Source organism: Streptomyces sp. NPDC085524 (genome assembly GCF_044541755.1).
Classification (GTDB): Bacteria; Actinomycetota; Actinomycetes; order Streptomycetales; family Streptomycetaceae; genus Streptomyces.
On the sequence record NZ_JBITTH010000027.1, the window covers coordinates 1 to 18,124 of the forward strand.

14 protein-coding genes are annotated in these 18,124 nt (G+C 74.1%); 8 read left to right on the forward strand and 6 right to left on the reverse strand.

Annotated features, from left to right (window positions below; translation table 11 throughout):
- Positions 1-1,039: 1,039 nt before the first annotated feature.
- Positions 1,040-1,675 (reverse strand): TetR family transcriptional regulator, encoded by a 636-nt coding sequence (locus tag ACIGFK_RS32700; protein WP_376661774.1) that lies wholly within the window; start codon positions 1,673-1,675, stop codon positions 1,040-1,042.
- A gap of 237 nt (positions 1,676-1,912) precedes the next feature.
- Between ACIGFK_RS32700 and ACIGFK_RS32705 the strand changes: the two genes are divergently transcribed.
- The 5 genes from ACIGFK_RS32705 (at position 1,913) to ACIGFK_RS32725 (ending at position 6,541) form a co-directional block, all read left to right on the forward strand.
- Positions 1,913-3,232: a glycosyltransferase family 4 protein gene (locus ACIGFK_RS32705; RefSeq protein WP_376661775.1), complete on the forward strand. Its 1,320-nt coding sequence runs from the start codon at positions 1,913-1,915 to the stop codon at positions 3,230-3,232.
- A gap of 63 nt (positions 3,233-3,295) precedes the next feature.
- On the forward strand, positions 3,296-4,039 hold the full coding sequence (locus tag ACIGFK_RS32710; RefSeq protein ID WP_376661776.1) for a class I SAM-dependent methyltransferase: 744 nt from the start codon (positions 3,296-3,298) through the stop codon (positions 4,037-4,039).
- Positions 4,036-5,118, forward strand: coding sequence for a prenyltransferase/squalene oxidase repeat-containing protein (locus ACIGFK_RS32715; protein ID WP_376661777.1), 1,083 nt, complete (start codon positions 4,036-4,038; stop codon positions 5,116-5,118). Before ACIGFK_RS32710 ends, ACIGFK_RS32715 begins: the two co-directional genes overlap by 4 nt.
- A 183-nt stretch (positions 5,119-5,301) precedes the next feature.
- Positions 5,302-5,976: a hypothetical protein gene (locus ACIGFK_RS32720; RefSeq protein WP_400054695.1), complete on the forward strand. Its 675-nt coding sequence runs from the start codon at positions 5,302-5,304 to the stop codon at positions 5,974-5,976.
- 142 nt (positions 5,977-6,118) lie between these two features.
- The gene (locus ACIGFK_RS32725; protein WP_376661779.1) at positions 6,119-6,541 is read left to right on the forward strand and encodes a hypothetical protein; all 423 of its coding nucleotides are present in this window, start codon (positions 6,119-6,121) and stop codon (positions 6,539-6,541) included.
- Here ACIGFK_RS32725 and ACIGFK_RS32730 read toward each other — a convergent pair.
- The 5 genes from ACIGFK_RS32730 to ACIGFK_RS32750 all read right to left on the reverse strand — a co-directional run bounded on the left by ACIGFK_RS32730 (position 6,538) and on the right by ACIGFK_RS32750 (position 12,403).
- On the reverse strand, positions 6,538-8,499 hold the full coding sequence (locus tag ACIGFK_RS32730; protein ID WP_400054697.1) for a protein kinase: 1,962 nt from the start codon (positions 8,497-8,499) through the stop codon (positions 6,538-6,540). The two genes, ACIGFK_RS32725 and ACIGFK_RS32730, sit on opposite strands and share 4 nt — an antisense overlap.
- Before the next feature lie 96 nt (positions 8,500-8,595).
- Positions 8,596-9,606: an LLM class F420-dependent oxidoreductase gene (locus ACIGFK_RS32735; protein WP_400054699.1), complete on the reverse strand. Its 1,011-nt coding sequence runs from the start codon at positions 9,604-9,606 to the stop codon at positions 8,596-8,598.
- 104 nt (positions 9,607-9,710) lie between these two features.
- The gene (locus ACIGFK_RS32740) at positions 9,711-10,526 is read right to left on the reverse strand and encodes a hypothetical protein (RefSeq protein WP_376662514.1); all 816 of its coding nucleotides are present in this window, start codon (positions 10,524-10,526) and stop codon (positions 9,711-9,713) included.
- Between the two features lie 150 nt (positions 10,527-10,676).
- A complete protein-coding gene (locus ACIGFK_RS32745; RefSeq protein WP_400054701.1) occupies positions 10,677-11,660 on the reverse strand; it encodes an N-acetylmuramoyl-L-alanine amidase in 984 nt (327 codons plus the stop codon).
- Between the two features lie 98 nt (positions 11,661-11,758).
- Complete coding sequence (locus tag ACIGFK_RS32750; protein ID WP_400054703.1) at positions 11,759-12,403, reverse strand: class I SAM-dependent methyltransferase; 645 nt, start codon at positions 12,401-12,403, stop codon at positions 11,759-11,761.
- 227 nt (positions 12,404-12,630) lie between these two features.
- Here ACIGFK_RS32750 and ACIGFK_RS32755 point away from each other — a divergent pair, with 227 nt between their 5' ends.
- From ACIGFK_RS32755 to ACIGFK_RS32765, 3 genes are all read left to right on the forward strand, one after another.
- On the forward strand, positions 12,631-14,697 hold the full coding sequence (locus tag ACIGFK_RS32755; RefSeq protein WP_400054705.1) for a serine/threonine-protein kinase: 2,067 nt from the start codon (positions 12,631-12,633) through the stop codon (positions 14,695-14,697).
- 84 nt (positions 14,698-14,781) lie between these two features.
- A complete protein-coding gene (locus tag ACIGFK_RS32760; protein ID WP_376661057.1) occupies positions 14,782-16,914 on the forward strand; it encodes an acyl-CoA dehydrogenase in 2,133 nt (710 codons plus the stop codon).
- Between the two features lie 14 nt (positions 16,915-16,928).
- On the forward strand, positions 16,929-18,116 hold the full coding sequence (locus ACIGFK_RS32765; protein WP_376661058.1) for a lipid-transfer protein: 1,188 nt from the start codon (positions 16,929-16,931) through the stop codon (positions 18,114-18,116).
- Positions 18,117-18,124: the final 8 nt, after the last annotated feature.

The following is an 18,124-nucleotide window of genomic DNA, read 5'->3' on the forward strand; positions in this document are numbered from 1 at the left end:
TGGTCATAGCGCGACAGATCGCTACGCGCTCCTCGATGACGGCGTCCGACCGTCACCTGGGGCTGATCACAGCCGGAGAGGGACGGCGGGAGCTGGAATCTTCGCCTGAAGAGGCCGGTGGGAGGGTTGGAGTGGTGAATCCTCGGCCTATCCGAGCTGTATCCACCTCAAGACGAAGACCTCACCACAACCCCACTCCTAAATCCTCCCAATTAGGGCAATCCGACTCCTCTCTTCGGCTGACCGGTCGCCTGACATGAGTGCAGCTCGGCATGGCCGCTGTTTCGGGCTGTTTCTGCCCCATGGCGGCGGTCAGGCGCCGTCTTTGAGGGGTGGGTAGTGGTCTGTGGCGGCTTTTGATCAGCCCCAGGCGGCCGTCGGACGCCGTCGGCGAGGAGCGCGTAGCGATCTGGGGCGAGACCAGCCCCGGACGGGTCGCAGTCGCCGAGATCCGAGGAGCGCGTAGCGATTTGGTGCGCCCAACCTCCCCCGAGGGTCTTGTGGTCGAGGTGTGGGGGTGGGTGGCCGCCTGCCCGGTGCGGATGGCGGGCTGTGAGGGCCCGAGGGCGGGCCCGGCCCCGGCCGAAGCAGGGCTGGACATCGCTGACATGGCCGTTTGTCGTCGTCTCCCCCGGCCCGTTCTTTTGGGGGTTTCCCGGCAGTCCTTGTCTTTCCGGGGCGGGACGGCCTGTCAAGGGCGGCCGAAGGTCGTCGCGAAGCGACGCGACGACGAAGGAGGAGCGCCCTTGACAGGCCGGCCCGACACGGAAGGACTATGGGACTGACGGGAAAGCCCCAAGGCCTCTCTGATTCCGGCCGGCCGAAGTCCCGCCAACCGCCCCACCCCCGACCGGCCCATACGGCATGGCCCGGGTGAAACCGCCGCCCAGAACTGCCCGGCCCGAACAGACGACGCCCCCTCCCGCGGCGACACCCGCCACACCCCACCCGCACCCGAGGGGGCGGGTGGGCAGGCGCCGGGCGCGGGGTGTGGCTCGAGGGGGGTGAAGTCCCGCCTGCGGGAGCCCGTACCCCTACTTCACGCCTTTTCCGGCGCCGTCAGGTCGATCAGCCTGCACACCGTCTCGATGTCTATCTTGACCTGGGCTATCGAGGCCCGCCCCGAGAGCCAGGTGATCAGGGCCGAGTGCCAGGTGTGCTCGATGACGCGGACCGCCGAGAGCTGCTCCGCCGTCGGCGGGGCCTCCAGGCCCATGGCGTCCAGGATGATCGCCGTCGTCAGCCGGGACACCGTGTCCACCTCGGGGCTCACGCTGCGGTCCGCGAAGGTGAGGGCGCGGACCATGGCGTCGGCCAGCTGGGGCTCCCGCTGGAGGGCGCGGAAGGCGCGCATCAGGGTTTCCGCGACCCGGGCCGCCGGGTCCTCGCCCGCCGGGGGGCGTTTGCGGAGGGTGGTGTGCATGTGCTGGAGCTGGTCCTGCATGGTCGCGACCAGGAGGTGGACCTTGGACGGGAAGTACCGGTAGAGCGTGCCCAGTGCCACGCTGGAGGACTCCGCGACCTCCCGCATCTGCACCGCGTCGAAGCCGCCCCGGCTGGCCAGCTGGGCGCTGGCGTGCAGGATCCGGCGGCGGCGTGCCTCCTGGCGCTCCGTCAGGGGCGGGGACGCCGGCGTGGTGACCGTGGTGGCGAGGGCCTTCGCTTCCGGTGTCATAAGTCCCGTTCCGTGGCGTTCCGAGTCGTTGCGGGGGGTGTGCGTGGGCTGATTCGGGCTGCTCCGGGTCCAGCATCTCAGGCGCCGGAGCCGTGGCGCGAATCACCTGCTCCGCCTCTTACGGTGTGGTTTCCGGCCGGTAGATTCAATGGTCTTCAACGGATCAAGTCTGCAACTTGTTCTACATTATCCGAGCGGTTACGCTCCGGCGAAAGTGCAGGGAGAAGGGGGCCGAGAGTGACCGCTGAGGCCATGGTGACGAGCCCTTTCGCGGGTTCCGCCACCGACGGCGACCGCCCGCTACGCATCGCACTCCTCACCTATAAGGGGAACCCGTTCTGCGGCGGCCAGGGCGTCTACGTCCGCCACCTCTCGCGCGAGCTCGTACGCCTCGGACACTCCGTCGAGGTCATCGGCGCGCAGCCGTACCCGGTGCTCGACACGGGTGCCACGCTCACCGAGCTCCCGAGCCTCGACCTCTACCGGCAGCCGGATCCCTTCCGCACGCCGAAGCGCGACGAGTACCGGGACTGGATCGACACGCTCGAGGTCGCCACCATGTGGACCGGCGGCTTCCCCGAGCCGCTGACCTTCTCGCTCCGGGCCCGGCGCCACCTCGCCGCCCGTGCCGGCGAGTTCGACGTCATCCACGACAACCAGACGCTCGGCTACGGCCTGTTGGGGAACCTCGGTGCACCTCTGGTGACCACCATCCACCACCCCATCACCGTGGACCGCGCCCTCGACCTCGCCGCCGCGAAGGACCGCACGGGGCGGCTCTCCGTGCGCCGTTGGTACGGGTTCACGCGCATGCAGAAGCGCGTCGCCCGGCGGCTCCCCTCGGTGCTCACCGTGTCCGGGTCCTCCCGGCAGGAGATCGCCGAGCACCTCGGCGTCCGCGACGACCGCATCCACGTCGTGCACATCGGCGCGGACACCGACCTGTGGTCGCCGGACCCGTCCGTCGCCGAGGTCCCCGGCCGGATCGTCACCACCTCCAGCGCCGACGTCCCGCTCAAGGGCCTCGTGCACCTCGTCGAGGCCCTCGCGAAGCTGCGCACCGAGCAGCCCGACGCGCACCTCGTCGTCGTCGGGAAGCGGGCCGAGCAGGGTCCCGTCGCCCGCGCGATCGAGACGTACGGGCTCCAGGACGCGGTCCGCTTCGTCAAGGGGATCACCGACGCCGAGCTCGTCGACCTGGTCCGCAGTGCGCAGGTCGCCTGCGTCCCCTCCCTCTACGAGGGGTTCTCGCTGCCCGCCGCCGAGGCCATGGCCACCGGCACCCCGCTCGTCGCGACGACCGGCGGGGCCATCCCCGAGGTCGCCGGACCCGACGGCGAGACCTGCCTCGCGGTGCCCCCGGGCGACGCGGGCGCGCTGGCCGCCGCCCTGGGCCGGGTGCTGGGCGACTCCGAGCTGCGGGCACGGCTCGGCGCCGCCGGGCGGGACCGGGTGCTGACCAGATTCACCTGGGCCAAGGCCGCCGAGGGCACCGCCGCGCACTACCGCGCCGCCATCGAGCAGGCCGCCGCGGCCCGCACCCGCCGTTCGCGGTGACGTGACGCTCCACCAGACTCCGCATCTCCCTCACCACCCCCGCGACAGCGAAGGCAGGACCCCGTGCTGACCGTCGATTTCTCCCGGTTCCCGCTTGCCGCAGGCGACCGCGTGCTCGATCTGGGCTGCGGCGCAGGCCGGCACGCCTTCGAGTGCTACCGGCGCGGCGCCCAGGTGGTCGCCCTCGACCGCAACGGCGAGGAGATCCGCGAGGTCGCCAAGTGGTTCGCGGCGATGAAGGAGGCCGGCGAGGCCCCGGCAGGTGCCACGGCCACGGCCATGGAGGGCGACGCGCTCGCGCTGCCGTTCCCCGACGACTCGTTCGACGTCGTCATCATCTCCGAGGTGATGGAGCACATCCCCGACGACAAGGGCGTGCTCGCCGAGATGGTGCGCGTGCTCAAGCCCGGCGGCCGCATCGCCATCACCGTGCCGCGCTACGGCCCCGAGAAGATCTGCTGGGCGCTCTCCGACGCCTACCACGAGGTCGAGGGCGGCCACATCCGCATCTACAAGGCGGAGGAGCTGCTCGGCAAGATGGAGGCCGCCGGCCTCAAGCCGTACGGCACCCACCACGCGCACGGCCTGCACTCCCCGTACTGGTGGCTCAAGTGCGCCTTCGGCGTCGACAACGACAAGGCGCTGCCGGTCCGCGCGTACCACAAGCTCCTGGTCTGGGACATCATGAAGAAGCCGGCGCTCACGCGCATCGCGGAGCAGGCCCTCAACCCGGTCATCGGCAAGAGCTTCGTGGCGTACGCGACCAAGCCGCACCTCCCCGTCGACGCCGCGGGCGCAGCCAAGTGAGCTCGCCCGAGCGCACCGAACACCTGGTCCTCGACGGGGTGCTGACCGCCGACCAGGCCGCCGAGACGGTCGCGGGCATCCTCGCCGCGCAGCGCACGGACGGAGCCATCCCGTGGTTCCGCGGGCACCACCTCGACCCGTGGGACCACACCGAGGCCGCGATGGCCCTGGACGCGGCCGGCGAGCACGAGGCGGCCGAGCGCGCCTACGAGTGGCTGGCCCGCCACCAGAACGAGGACGGCTCCTGGTACGCGGCCTACGCCGACCGGGCGGACGGCGTGGACACCGCGCAGCCGCAGGACGCCGGCCGGGAGTCCAACTTCACGGCCTACATAGCCGTCGGCGTCTGGCACCACTACCTGGCCACCGGCGACGACGCCTTCCTCGACCGCATGTGGCCGGCCGTCTACGCGGCCGTGGAGTGGGTCCTCGCCCTCCAGCAGCCCGGCGGCGAGATCGGCTGGAAGCGGGAGGCGGACGGCACGGCCGTCACCGACGCCCTGCTCACCGGGTCCTCCTCCATCCACCAGGCCCTGCGCTGCGCGCTGGCCGTCGCCGAGCACCGCGAGGAGCCGCAGCCGGACTGGGAGCTCGCCGTGGGCGCGCTGCGGCACGCCATACGCCGCCACCCCGAGCGGTTCCTCGACAAGAACCACTACTCGATGGACTGGTACTACCCGGTCCTCGGCGGCGCCCTCACCGGCCCCGAGGCGAAGGCGCGCATCGAGGAGCGGTGGGAGGAGTTCGTCGTACCGGACCTCGGCGTGCGCTGCGTGCTGCCGAACCCGTGGGTGACGGGCGGGGAGTCCTGCGAGCTGGCGCTCGCGCTGTGGGCCATGGGGGAGTCGGACCGGGCGCTGGAGATCCTGCGCTCCATCGGCCACCTGCGCGCCGACAACGGCATGTACTGGACGGGCTACGTGTTCCAGGACGAGGCGGTCTGGCCGGTCGAGCAGACCACCTGGACGGCCGGGTCCCTGCTGCTCGCGGTCGCGGCGCTGGGCGGGGACGAGGCGACGGCCCAGGTGTTCGGCGGGAACGAGCTGCCGGTCGGGCTCGAGCCGGACTGCTGCGGCTAGGGCCTGTCGCCCTGGGCCCCTGCGCGCCGGCCTCCCGGGGCTCCGCCCCGGACCCCGCGCCCGCCGGCGGGGCTGGAATTGCCCGCGGGGCTGGAACGGCCGACCCGAACGGCTCCCTCCAAGGGGCGCTGCCCGGCGCGCCGGGTAAGGCTGCGGGGGACAGCTCAGCCACCGGAGGCACCCGTGTCCGTACCCCGTACTGCCCGACTGCGCCGAGCCCTCACGGCGGTGCTCCTGTCCAGCGCCCTGCTCGCAGGCGCCACCGCGTGCGGCGGCGGCAGCTCCGGCAGCAGCAGCCGGGCCGGCCGGCCCGCAGCGGAGCAGCCCGCCGAGGAGCAGATCTCCATGGCCTCGGCGGCAGAGCTGGCGGCCCTGGCGGCGGCGATCCCGGCCGCGGGCGAGGCCGACGAACTGGCCGCCGCGACGCCCTCGCCCAGTACCTCCGCCGAGAAGCAGAAGTTCGCCAAGACGCGCTTCGTCGCGAACGCCGGGCTCGCGGCCGGGGCGACCTACCAGTGGATCATCAAGCCGTACCGCGCGGGCAAGTTCAAGAAGGGCGCCAAGGGCCGCACCTTCGCCCTCATCAAGGCGGGCCTCGCCGGGGCCTTCGCGTACAACCGGCTCAAGGCGGCCGCCGAGAACGCCAAGGGCGACCCGCTGCTGTCGAAGGCGGTGGCCCCGCTGACGGTCGGCATCGAGTCCCTCAAGGGCCTCGGCACCAAGCTGCGGAAGGGCCAGGCGGGCGACGCCGACATCAGCTCCTTCCAGGACGTGATCGACGGGATCAAGAGCGCGGGAGCGGGCGCGGGCGCCCCGGTCAAGGACCAGGTCCCGAGCGCCTCCCAGCTGGGCGGGTAGCAGGGGCGCCGGGCCGTGTCGGGGGCCCTCCGCCCCCGAACGGGCCGGCCCGCCCGAGGGCCCCGGACGGGAGAGGTCCGCGCACGCCGGAGCCGGGCGGCCGGGCTGCTCCCCGTCCGCCGGGCCTGTTTCAATGGGCCGCATGATCGAGTACGTGGTGATCGCGGGCGCGGCGGCCGGGACCGGCTGGCTGCTGCGCCGCAAGCACCGGCAGCGGATCGCCGCCGGGAACGTGGCGGGGATCCCCGGGATGGCCCGGCAGCCGGCCGGCGAGGGCCGCTGGCGGATGGGCCGGCTGTACGTCGACCAGGGCGCGGCCCGCTGGGTCCCGCGGCGGGGCGAACCGGTGCCGATGCCCGGCGCCCGCGCCACCGGGGTGCGGGCCCCCTCCATGAGGGAGGGGATGTCCATCAACCCCGGCTCGCGGATCGTGACCTGCGGCTACGAGGGCGGGGGCACCATCGACATCGCGGTCATGCCGCTGGACCTGCGCGAGGTCCTGGCGGCGGTGCCGCAGGACACCGCAGGCCCTTCGGACACCGCCGGCCCTTCGGACACCCCCTAGCCCTGCTTCGTCCAGCGCTGCGAGGAGTCGCCGTCGCAGCTCGCCGTCAGCAGGCCGCTGGTGCCGGTCATGCCGAGGTCGAGGCAGCCTCCGCCGTAGTCCGCCACCAGGCTGCCGCCCGAACCGCTGCGCCAGATCCGGCCGATGTCCTGGGAGCAGTCGCCGACGAAGACGGCCTGGCCCAGCCCGTTGGAGTACAGGCAGCCCCCGCTCTGCTTGTTGACGAGCTTGAAGCTGCCGTCGGAGCGGGCCTGCACGGTCCACTGGGTGCTCGCGTCCGGGCATTCGGTGAAGCTCGAAGACCCGTACACCTGGCTGATGCACTTGCCGTTGCTGCCGTTGCGGTAGCGGTAGGTGCCGGAGGCGGGCGGCGGGGCGGCCGAGGTCTTCGGGGTGGTCGGGGGCGCGGGGTTCTGGGAGCCCGCGGAGCTGCCGGTGCCGGCGGAGCCGCCGTTGTGGCCCCCGCCGCCGCCCGGGCCGGTGCCGTTTCCGGTTCCCGCACCGGGGAGGGTCCCGGGGCCGGTCCCGGGAGCCGTGCCCGGGCCGCCCGCCCCGCCCTGTGCGTTCTGGGCGCCCTCCTCGGGCTTGCCCTCGGCCGGGGTCTGGGGCGGTGAGGCCGGCCCGGACGAGCTGCCGGCGGGCGCCGCGCCGGTCGGGTCCGCGGGGGCCGATGCGGAGGAGCGCGGGGCGCCGTTCGCCCCGGCCTGCGGGGAGGTCACGTTCGGCAGGTACTGGATGGCGAGGGTGGTGCCGCCCGCGACCACGACGACGGGCAGGGCGGCGAGGACGACGCGGACGCGGCGACGGCGCTCCGGCCGGGCCGCGGCGGTCGGGGCGGCCGGGGCCGCGGGTCCGCCTGCGGGCACGGCCTCCGGCTCGCGCGCGGGCTCCCCGCCCGGTGCCTTCCCGGGCTCCGTTCCGGGCCCGTCCTCCGCGGCCTTCGCCGACGGCTTCCCTGCAGCCTCCCCGGCCGCCTTCCCCGGTTCCTCCGCCGCTTCCGGACCGGCCCCCGCGAGCGGGGCCGTCGGTACGTCGATCTCCTTCACGTCCGCGGCGAACGCGGCCCGCTCGGACAGCCGCTCGTCGACGGCCGGCGGCCACAGCGGGGCCGTGAACGGGCCCTGCTGCGAAGCGAGTTCGCGGAGCTCGGCGGCCGTCGGGCGGTCCGCCGGGTCCTTCGCGAGGCAGTTCGCGACGAGGTCGGCGAGCTCCGGCGCCAGCGCCCGCAGCGGCTGCAGGTCGGGTTCCTCGTGGACGATGCGGTACAGCACGCCGTGCCCCGACTCGTCCCCGAAGGGCGGCCGGCCGCTCGCCGCGTACGCGAGGACCGAGCCCAGCGCGAACACGTCGGTGGCTCCGCTCAGCCCCCGCGAGCCCGAGGCCTGTTCGGGCGCCATGTAGGCGGGTGTGCCCACGACCATGCCGGTCCGGGTCAGCTGGCTCTGCTCGGCGGCCCGGGCGACGCCGAAGTCGATGAGGGTGAGGCCGTCCACGGTCAGCATGACGTTGGACGGCTTGAGGTCCCTGTGCACCATGTCCAGCGCGTGCACCTGTTCCAGCCCCGCCGCGGCCTCCCGCAGCAGCAGCCACAGGGCGTCGGCGGGCAGCGGGCCGCCGTTCAGCTCGAGGGCCTCGCGCAGGGTGAGCCCGGGGACGTACGCGGTGGCGAACCACGGGGGCCGCGCGGAGCGGTCGCTGCCGAGCAGCGGCGCGGTGGCCCCCTCGGGCAGGCGGGCGAGGTTGTCCAGCTCGTGCCCGAAACGGCGCACGAAGTCCTTGTCCTCGCCGACGACGGAGGCCAGCAGCTGCTTGACGGCGACGTACCGCCCGTCCTGGACCCCGAGGTACACCCGGCCCATGCCCCCGGCGCCCAGCCGGCCCGCCAGAGGGATCGGCCCGATGCGGCGCGGGTCCTCCGGCTCCAGCGGATCGGCGCCGCTCCCCGTCAGCTCCAACACGTCAGCCCCGTCAGGATCGGAATCAGTCCCCAGGAATCTACCGGATGGATTCAGGGGGCAACGAGGTGCGTGTGCAAGGGACTTGGGGAGGCGTCCCTAGCTGTTGAGTTCGGCGAGCACCCGCAGGGTGTGCGGGTCCGGGGCGGTCAGGAGCATGTCGGTGACCGGGCCCTTGCGCCACAGTTCGAGGCGTTCGGCGATCCGCTCCCGGGGGCCGATCAGCGAGATCTCGTCGGCGAACGCGTCCGGGACGGCCAGTACGGCCTCCTCCTTGCGCCCGGCCAGGAACAGCTCCTGGATGCGGCGGGCCTCTTCCTCGTAGCCCATGCGCGCCATGAGGTCGGCGTGGAAGTTGCGGGCCGCGTGGCCCATGCCGCCGATGTAGAAGCCGAGCATCGCCTTCACCGGCAGCAGCCCCTCGGCGACGTCGTCGCACACCTTGGCGCGGGCCATCGGGGCGATCATGAACCCGTCGGGGAGGCCGGTCAGCGAGGCCTGGTAGACGTCCGTGCGGGTCGGCGACCAGTACAGCGGCAGCCAGCCGTCCGCGATCCGGGTGGTCTGCTCGATGTTCTTCGGCCCTTCGGCGCCCAGCAGCAGCGGCAGGTCCGCGCGGAGCGGGTGGGTGATGGGCTTGAGCGGCTTGCCGATGCCGGTGCCGTCGTCGCCGCGGTACGGGTGGTGGTGGAAGCGGCCGTCCAGCGTGACGGGGCCCTCCCGGCGCAGCACCTGCCGGATCACGTCGACGTACTCGCGCGTCGCGGTGAGCGGGCTCGCGGGGAAGGGGCGCCCGTACCAGCCCTCGACCACCTGCGGCCCGGACAGGCCCAGGCCCAGCATCATCCGGCCGCCGGAGAGGTGGTCCAGGGTGAGGGCGTGCATGGCGGTGGCGGTCGGGGTGCGGGCGGCCATCTGGGCGATGGCGGTGCCGAGGCGGATCCGCGAGGTGTGCGCGGCGATCCAGGTCAGCGGGGTGAAGGCGTCCGAGCCCCAGGCCTCGGCGGTCCACACCGAGTGGTAGCCGAGGTTCTCGGCCTCGGTGGCGAGGTCGAGGTGGTCCGGGCCGGGGCCGCGGCCCCAGTAGCCGAGTGCGAGTCCGAGGCGCATGCCGGTCCCCTCCGCGCTGCCGTTTCTGACGGGTCGTCAGGTGACTGTAGGGCAACGGCCCCCCGCCCGGAAGGGCGGGGGGCCGTCGGCGCGGTGTCGCGGAATCAGCCGCGCTGGATGCCCGAGGTGTCGTTCAGGACGCCACGGCGGCCGTCCTGGGTCTGGGCGATCAGGGTGGCGGGGCCGCGCTGCTCGACGGCCAGGTACCAGGTGCCCGGGGCGAGCTCTGCGATCGGGTTGGGGGAGCCGTCCTCGGCGAAGAGGGGGCGGGCCACCGGGACCGCGAACCAGAAGGGGGAGAAGTCCGCCGCCGGGGGCGGGGTGGGCGTGGCCGCCGGCTGGCCCGCGTCCTGCGGGGTGCCGCCGTACGGCGGGACCGGCTGCGGGGTGTTGCCGTAGGGCTGACCCGGCTGGCCGTGCTGGCCTTCCGGCGCACCCGGGTAGCCGTACCCGGCACCCGGCTGGGGCTGGCCGCCGTACGGAGCGGGGGCGGCGGGGCGCGCGTCCGGCACCAGCTGGCCGGCCAGGGCCGGGACCTTGGTGCCGAACAGGGCCACGCCGGCCAGGGCCAGGGTGGCGAGGAAGGACATGATCGAGCCGGCGCCCAGGTCGAGGATGGCCGGGCAGGTGAACAGCGCCCACAGCGAGGACCAGGCGGCCGACACGGCGAGCACGGTGCCCCACGCGATCAGCGGCAGCCCCAGCACCTTCCGCTCCGGCTGGACGCGGGCGAAGACGAGCAGTCCGGCGGCGATGAAACCGACCAGGAAGATGGTGGGCAGCGCGAGGCCGCCGCCGTTCCACGCGCTCGGGAGGTCGCCGCCGGTGGCGGAGTAGAAATCGAGGAACGAGGCGATGAACAGCAGCGCCGCTGCTCCGATCACCACGCCGTCGCCTCGAGTGAGGGAGCGGATGTTCACGTCTTAGGTGTCCTTCTCGGTCTCGGTCGTCTCGTGGTGCCGCGGTCGCAGTACGTGACTGGAGCGGGCGGGCGGCACCATGGTACGGAGGTTCCCCGCGGCGATACGGATCGGGGCGGTGACCAAGTCCCGGCGGGACTCCCGAGAGGGCTACCCGCCGAGGAAGGACACAATGCCGTCCGCGATGCCCTGGGCGGCCTTCTGGCGCCACTCCGGACTCGTCATCTGTGCCGCGTCCTTGGCGTCACGCATGTTGCCGCATTCGATGAACACCTTGGGCCTGGTTGACAGGTTCAGTCCGCCCAGATCGTCGCGGACGACCAAACCGGTCCCGCTGCCAAGGTAGTTGGCGGGGTCCGATCCGGTGGTCCGGGCGAAGTTCGAGCCGATCCGTTCGCCGAGGGTCCGGGAGGGCCCCACGATCGGCGCGGTGTCGGCGCCGCCGCCCTTGACCTTGGCGGGGAGGATCACGTGGTAGCCGCGGTTGCCGGCCGAGACCCCGTCGGCGTGTACGGAGACGACGGCGTCGGCCTCCGCCTCGTTGCCGATCCGGGCGCGTTCGTCGATGCAGGGGCCCCACGGACGGTCGCCCTCGTGGGTGAGGACCACCTTCGCGCCCTGGGCCTCCAGAGCCTCGCGCAGGCGCAGCGAGACGTCGTAGGTGAACTCGGCCTCCATGTAGCCGGAGTTCGTGGTGGTGCCGGTGGTGTCGCACTCCTTGCGGTTCGTGCCGATGTCCACCTGCTGGTCGATCTCATCGGTGTGCTGGAAGTTGCCGGTGTTGTGTCCGGGGTCGACGACGACCGTCTTCCCGGTGAGCGGGCCCTTGGCGGGGGTCCTGGCCGGGGCCCCGGCGGGGCCGCTCGCCGGGCCCTTGGCCGGGGCGGCGGGCGCGGCCGCCGCCCCGGCGCCCGCCTTCGCGTCGTGCCGGCCCGCGCCGGCGTGCCCGGAGTCGGCTCCGGTCAGGACCTGGGCCAGCACCCACCCGGCCAGGCAGGCCGGGGCGAGTGCGGCGGCCCCCACGACCAGGGTGGACCGTCGGGCGTACCAGGGCCGCGCCGCGGGGCCGGCCGGGGCGGAGGTGCCGGCGGCGTCGGCGGACTCGGGGGGCTGAGGGCTGTCGTCGTAGCGCACGCGGCGATGCTAGACCGGCGGCCCGGCCGGGTCTGTGTTCTGGGCCATTCGAGGGCGCGGTGCGCTTATATGCCCGGCGTGCCGAACGGTCCCGGGTGTCAGATGCCCTCGCCGACGCGGCGCAGGACGCGGAGGGAGTCCGTCACCGAGACCTCCTCGAAGGCGCCCGAGGCGAGGGCGCGCAGGTAGATCCGGTACGGCGCCTGGCCGCCGTCGGCCGGGTCGGGGAAGACGTCGTGGATGACGAGCGTCCCGCCCGCGGCCACGTGCGGGGCCCAGCCCTCGTAGTCGCCCGTGGCGTGCTCGTCGGTGTGGCCGCCGTCGATGAAGACGAGGCCGAGCGGGCCGCCCCACGCCGCCGCGACCTGGGGGGAGCGCCCCACGATCGCGATCACGTGCTCCTCCAGCCCCGCCCCGTGCAGGGTGCGGCGGAAGGTGGGCAGGGTGTCCATCAGCCCGATCTCCGGGTCCACGACCGTCGGGTCGTGGTACTCCCAGCCGGGCTGCTGCTCCTCGCTGCCGCGGTGGTGGTCGACGGTGATCGCGGCCACCCCGGCCTCGCGGGCGGCGTCGGCCAGCAGGATCGTGGAGCGCCCGCAGTACGTCCCGACCTCCAGCAGCGGCAGTCCGAGCGCGGCGGCCGACGCCGCGGCCTCGTACAGGGCGAGGCCCTCGCCCACGGGCATGAACCCCTTGGCGGCCTCGAAGGCGGCGAGGGTCTCCGGCTTGGGGGTGGCGGCCATGGGTCCTCCGGGGTTGCGCGTGCGTGGCGGTGACGGTGGCGGCCCATGCTGCCCTACCGTCGGGTAGGGGTCCATGCCGGGGCCCGGGTGCACCTGCGGACCCGCCTCCGCGGGGGCCGCCCGGGCCGGTCCCCGGGCGCCGCCCGCCCTGCGGGGCGGGCGCGAACAGCCTTTACCCTGAGGCGAGTTCGGCCGACCAAGCGGACTCACCGGGGGGAACGGGCAGCATGAGCAGTGGGATCAGCGACGACCAGGACGAGCAGGACGACCGGGCCGGCGACGCCACCGACGACGACACCACCGACGACGACAGCGTCGACGGCGGCACGACACCGCTCGCGGCCGCCGATCCGAGCCGGATAGGGCCGTACCTGCTGCTCGGGCGCCTCGGCGCCGGCGGGATGGGGCGGGTGTACCTGGCCCGGTCCGAGGGCGGGCGGACCGTCGCCGTGAAGGTGGTGCACGAGGAGCACGTCTCGAACGCGCAGTTCCGGGCCCGCTTCCGGCGCGAGATCGACGCCGCCCGGCGCGTCGGCGAGCGGTACACCGCACCCGTGATCGACGCGGACCCCGACGCCGACCGGCCCTGGGTGGCGACGGGGTACGTCCCCGGGCTCTCGCTGGAGCAGATCGTGCGCGGGCACGGCCCCCTGCCCGTGGACTCCGTGCACGCCCTCGCGGAGGGCCTGCTGCACGCCCTCGGGGACATCCACTCGGCCGGGATCGTGCACCGCGACCTCAAGCCGTCGAACGTGATGCTGACCGTCGAGGGCCCCCGCGTCATCGACTTCGGCATCTCGCGAGCGCTGGAGACCTCCGTCGAGTCGCTGCTGACCAGCACCGGCATGGTGGTCGGCTCGCCCGGGTTCATGTCGCCCGAGCAGGTCCGCGGGCAGCGCGCCGGGGTGAAGAGCGACGTCTTCACGCTCGGCTGCGTCCTCACGTACGCGGCCACGGGCCGGCTGCCGTTCGGGGCCGGTGCGAGCAACCAGCACGCGGTGATGTTCCAGATCGTGGAGGCCGAGCCGGAGCTGGAGGGGGTGCAGGACGACGCCCTGCGGGCGCTGATCCGCCGCTGCCTGGCCAAGGCCGTCGACGACCGGCCCGGCGTCGAGGAACTGCTGGCGGACCCGGAGCGGGTCCGTCCCGCGGCGCCCGGCGGGGCGTGGCTGCCGCCCGAGGTCGTCGCACGGCTCGCCCGGCAGGCGGCGCGGCTGCTCGACGCGGAGGCGGCGCCCCGGCGGGAGGCGGAGCAGGAGGCCGCCCGGCAGGCCGCCCCGGAGGCAGCCGTGGAGGCAGCCCCGCAGTCCGCCGACCGGGCGACGCTCGGGCTGCGTCCGGAGTCCGGGGCCGCCGGGCCCGTCGCGGAGCCGGCTGCCGGTGCGGCACCGGGCGCGGCACCGGGCGCGCTCCCCGGGCCGGTGCCCGTGGACGGCACCTCCGCGGGCGGGCGGCGCAGCCGCAGGCGGCGGTGGACCGTGGCCGTGCCCGCCGTCTTCGTGATCACGATCGGCGGGGGCACGGTGGCCCTGATCCAGCCGTTCGGCGGTGACGGGTCGCAGGCGGCGCCCCCGGCGGGCAGCGCTCCCGCGACACCCGGCGCGGGCGGCGCCCCCTCCGCCGCGGGCGGCTCACCGGCCCCGGGCGGGCAGGCCCCCCAGAGCCCCGAGGCCGCGGCGCAGGGCGGCCAGGTCGGCGGTGCCGTGCAGGGCGGCCAGGTCGGCGGCGCCGCGGACCCGGGCGGCGGCGGTGCGCAGGGCGCCGCGGCGGGCGCGGGGACACCGGGAGGCGGCGCGGGCTCCCCGGGCGGGACCGGGAGCGGCGCCGGAAACGGCGGCGGGGGCGCCCCCGGGGGCACCGGTGCGGGCACCGGTCCCGGCGGCGGCAACGCGTCCGGCACCACCCCGGGCTCCACGCCCGGAGGTGCGGGCTCGCCGAGCGGCGGCGGCTCCTCCGGCGGGGACGCCGTGCCCTCGTACTTCGTCGGTTCCTGGACCTACAAGGGCCAGTTCAACATCGACCAGCCGGTGACGGTGACCATCTCCCGGTCCGGTTCCGTCCGCCTGATCACCGAGTCCCAGCTGGGCCACTGCGAGAACATCGCCAAGGTGGTGTCGGTGGGCGGCGGCGGGAGCCGGATCGACGTCGGCTCGGCGGCGGTGGACAAGAGCAGGTCGCCCGGCAATTTCTGCGGCGCGCTGGACCCGTCGTTCTTCACGAAGAGCGAGCCGGCCGGACTCCAGCACAACGTGGGGCCCGCGCACGGGGACGGCTACTACTACGGACGGTCCTGACCCCCCCCTGCTGCCGTTGCGACGCGGAGAACACGTTCCGATCTGACCTTCCGTCAGAATGGAACGTGTTCTACTCTGCCGCGCATGGGCATCGGAATCACAGCGGAACAGCGGGAGTTGGCCGAAGCCGTACGCGGCTGGGCGGCCCGGGTCATGCCTCCCGAAGAGGTGCGCAAGCTGCTCGACACCCCGCCGCAGACCGGGGCGCGGCCCGCCTACTGGGACGCGATGGGCGCGCAGGGCCTGCTGGAGCCGCACCTGGAGGGCGGGACCCTGCTCGACCTCGCCGTCGTCGTCGAGGAGGCCGCCCGGGGCGCGCTGCCCGGGGCGTACCTGCCGAGCGCGCTGGCGTCCGTCCTGCTGGACCGGGCAGGCGCCGAGCCCCTCGCCGGGCGGGTCGGTGCGGTGGCGCTCGGCCCCGGGACCCTGACGGCCGTCGCCGTCGAGGGCGGCGGGTACCTGCTCGACGGGCTCGCCCCGCCCGTGCTCGGCGCCGGCGAGGCGGACCTCGTGCTGCTCGCCGCCGAGGCCGCGCACGGCACCCGCTGGTTCGCCGTGGACGCCGCCGCGCTGGACATCCGTACGCACGAGAGCGCCGACCCCACCCGCCCCACCGCCGAGGTCCACGCCCGCGGGGTCACCGCCGGACCCGACCGGGTCCTGGAACTGGACGCGGCCCTCGTACGGGACCTGGCCTGCACCCTCTTCGCCGCCGACGCCTGCGGCACCGCCGCGTGGGCCCTGCACACGGCCGCCTCGTACGCGAAGATACGCGAGCAGTTCGGCCGGCCCATCGGGCAGTTCCAGGGCGTCAAGCACCTGTGCGCCGACATGCTGGTCCGGCTGGAACAGGCCCGGGCCCTGGCCTGGGACGCCGCGAACGCGATGGACGAGCCGGCGGACGTGCGCTCGCTGACCGCGGCGCTCGCCGCGGGCACCGCGCTGGACGCCGCCTACTCCTGCGCCAAGGACTGCATCCAGATCCTCGGCGGCATCGGCTTCACCTGGGAGCACGACGCGCACGTGTACCTGCGGCGGGCGGTCGTCGCCCGGCAGCTGCTCGGCTCCGGCGACGGCCACCGCATCCGGGCCGTCCGCCTCGCGGAGGGCGGCGCCCGGCGCGAGCTGCGCCTCGAACTCCCCGCGGAGGCGGAGGAGTACCGGGTGCGCGCCCGCACCGCCATCGAGGACGCGCGCGGCCTCGACCCGGCCGCGGCGCGGCGGATCCTGGCCCCGACCGGCTACGCGGCCCCCTACCTCCCCCCGCCCTACGGACTCGGCGCGGGCCCCGTCGAGCAGCTCGTCGTCCAGCAGGAGATGCAGGCGGCCGGGGTCAGGGTCGCGGACCTCGGCATCGCCACCTGGGTCGTGCCGTCGCTGCTCGCCTACGGCACCGACGCGCAGCGGGAGGCGTACGCACTGCCCACCCTGCGCGGCGAGCTGACCTGGTGCCAGCTCTTCTCCGAGCCCGGCGCGGGCTCCGACCTCGCCTCGCTGCGGACGAAGGCGGAGCGCACCGGGGACGGCGGGTGGAGGATCAACGGGCAGAAGGTGTGGACGAGCTCCGCGCACACCGCCGACTACGGGATCCTGCTGGCCCGCACCGACCCGGACGCCCCCAAGCACAAGGGGCTCGGCTACTTCGTCGTCGACATGAAGAACACCCCCGGAATCGACGTCCGCCCGCTCAAGGAGATCACCGGCGAAGCCCTCTTCAACGAGGTCTACTTCGACGACGCGGTCCTCCCGGCGGACGCACTCGTCGGGGCGCCCGACGGCGGCTGGAAGGTCGCCCGCAACACCCTCGGCAACGAGCGCGTCCACATGGCCGGCCTGATGAGCTTCGACACCGGCCTCGAAGCCCTCATCGCCCGCTCCGCCGACCTCGACGGGGCCCACCGCGCCCGCATCGGGGCGCTGGCGGCCGAGGCGCACGCCCTGGCCTGCATCGGACTGCGCACCACCCTCCAGCAGGTGTCGGGGCTGGAGCCCGGCGCGGGTGCGTCCGTGCGCAAGCTCGTCCAGACCCCGCACCAGCAGCGCACCGCCGAGCTCACGCTCGAACTGCTGGGCCCGGCGGGCGCCGTACGGGAGGGGGCGGGGGAGCGGGCGGTGCACGGGATGCTCATGTCCCGCTGCCTGACCATCGCCGGGGGCACCACGCAGGTCCAGCTCAACGTCGTCGCCGAGCGCATCCTCGGCCTTCCCAGGGACTGAAGGGCAGTACAGACATGAAGTCGTACATCGTGGGCGTCGGCATGACGAAGTTCGAGAAGCCGGAGTCGCGGGACTGGCAGTACTGGGACATGGCGAAGGAGGCCGGGACCGCGGCGCTCGCGGACGCGGGCGTGGACTACGGCCTGGTCGAGCAGGTGCCGGTCGGGTACTGCTTCCAGGCCTCCACCGCCGGGCAGCGGGCGGCGTACGAGCTGGGGCTGAGCGGCGTCCCGGTCTACAACGTGAACAACAACTGCGCGACCGGCTCGACGGCGCTGATGATGGCGCGGCAGTTCGTCGAGGGCGGGATCAACGACTGCGTCCTCGCGCTCGGCTTCGAGAAGATGAAGCGCGGCGCACTGGGCGGCGGCGCGGACGGCGGCGACTTCAGTGTCTCGCCGGTGGCCCGCCACTACGGGATCATGGCGGCCGGGCACGGCTTCGAGATGTCCCCGCCCACCGCGCAGATCTTCGGCAACGCGGCGCGCGAGCACATGGAGCGGTACGGGACCACGGCCGCGCAGCTCGCGGCGGTCGGTGCCAAGAACCACCGGCACTCGGCGAACAACCCGAACGCGCAGTTCCAGGACGTGTACTCGGTCGAGGAGATCCTGGCGGCGAAGGAGATCCACTCCCCGCTGACCAAGCTCCAGTGCTCGCCGACCTCGGACGGCGCGGCGGCGGCGCTGGTGGTGTCGGAGCGGTTCGTCGTGCAGCACGGGCTGCACGACAAGGCGGTCGAGATCGTCGCCCAGTCGATGACCACGGACACGGACGCGTCCTTCTCCTCGGGCTCGTGCATCGACGTCGTCGGCAAGCCGATGTCGGCGGCGGCGGGTCGGCAGGTCTTCGAGGCGTCGGGCCTCGGCATCGAGGACGTGGACGTGATCGAGCTGCACGACTGCTTCTCCATCAACGAGCTGCTCACGTACGAGGCGCTCGGCATGTGCGAGGAGGGCGCCGCGGGGAAGCTGGTGGAGAGCGGGGCCACCACTTATGGCGGCCGGTGGGTGGTGAACCCCTCCGGTGGGCTGATCTCCAAGGGCCACCCGCTGGGTGCGACGGGGCTGGCGCAGGCGGCGGAACTGGTGTGGCAGCTCCGTGGCCAGGCCGGCGCGCGTCAGGTGCCCGGGGCCGGGGTGGGCCTCGCCCACAACATCGGCCTGGGCGGCGCGGCGGTGGTGACCCTGCTCCGCAAATAGCGGCCGGG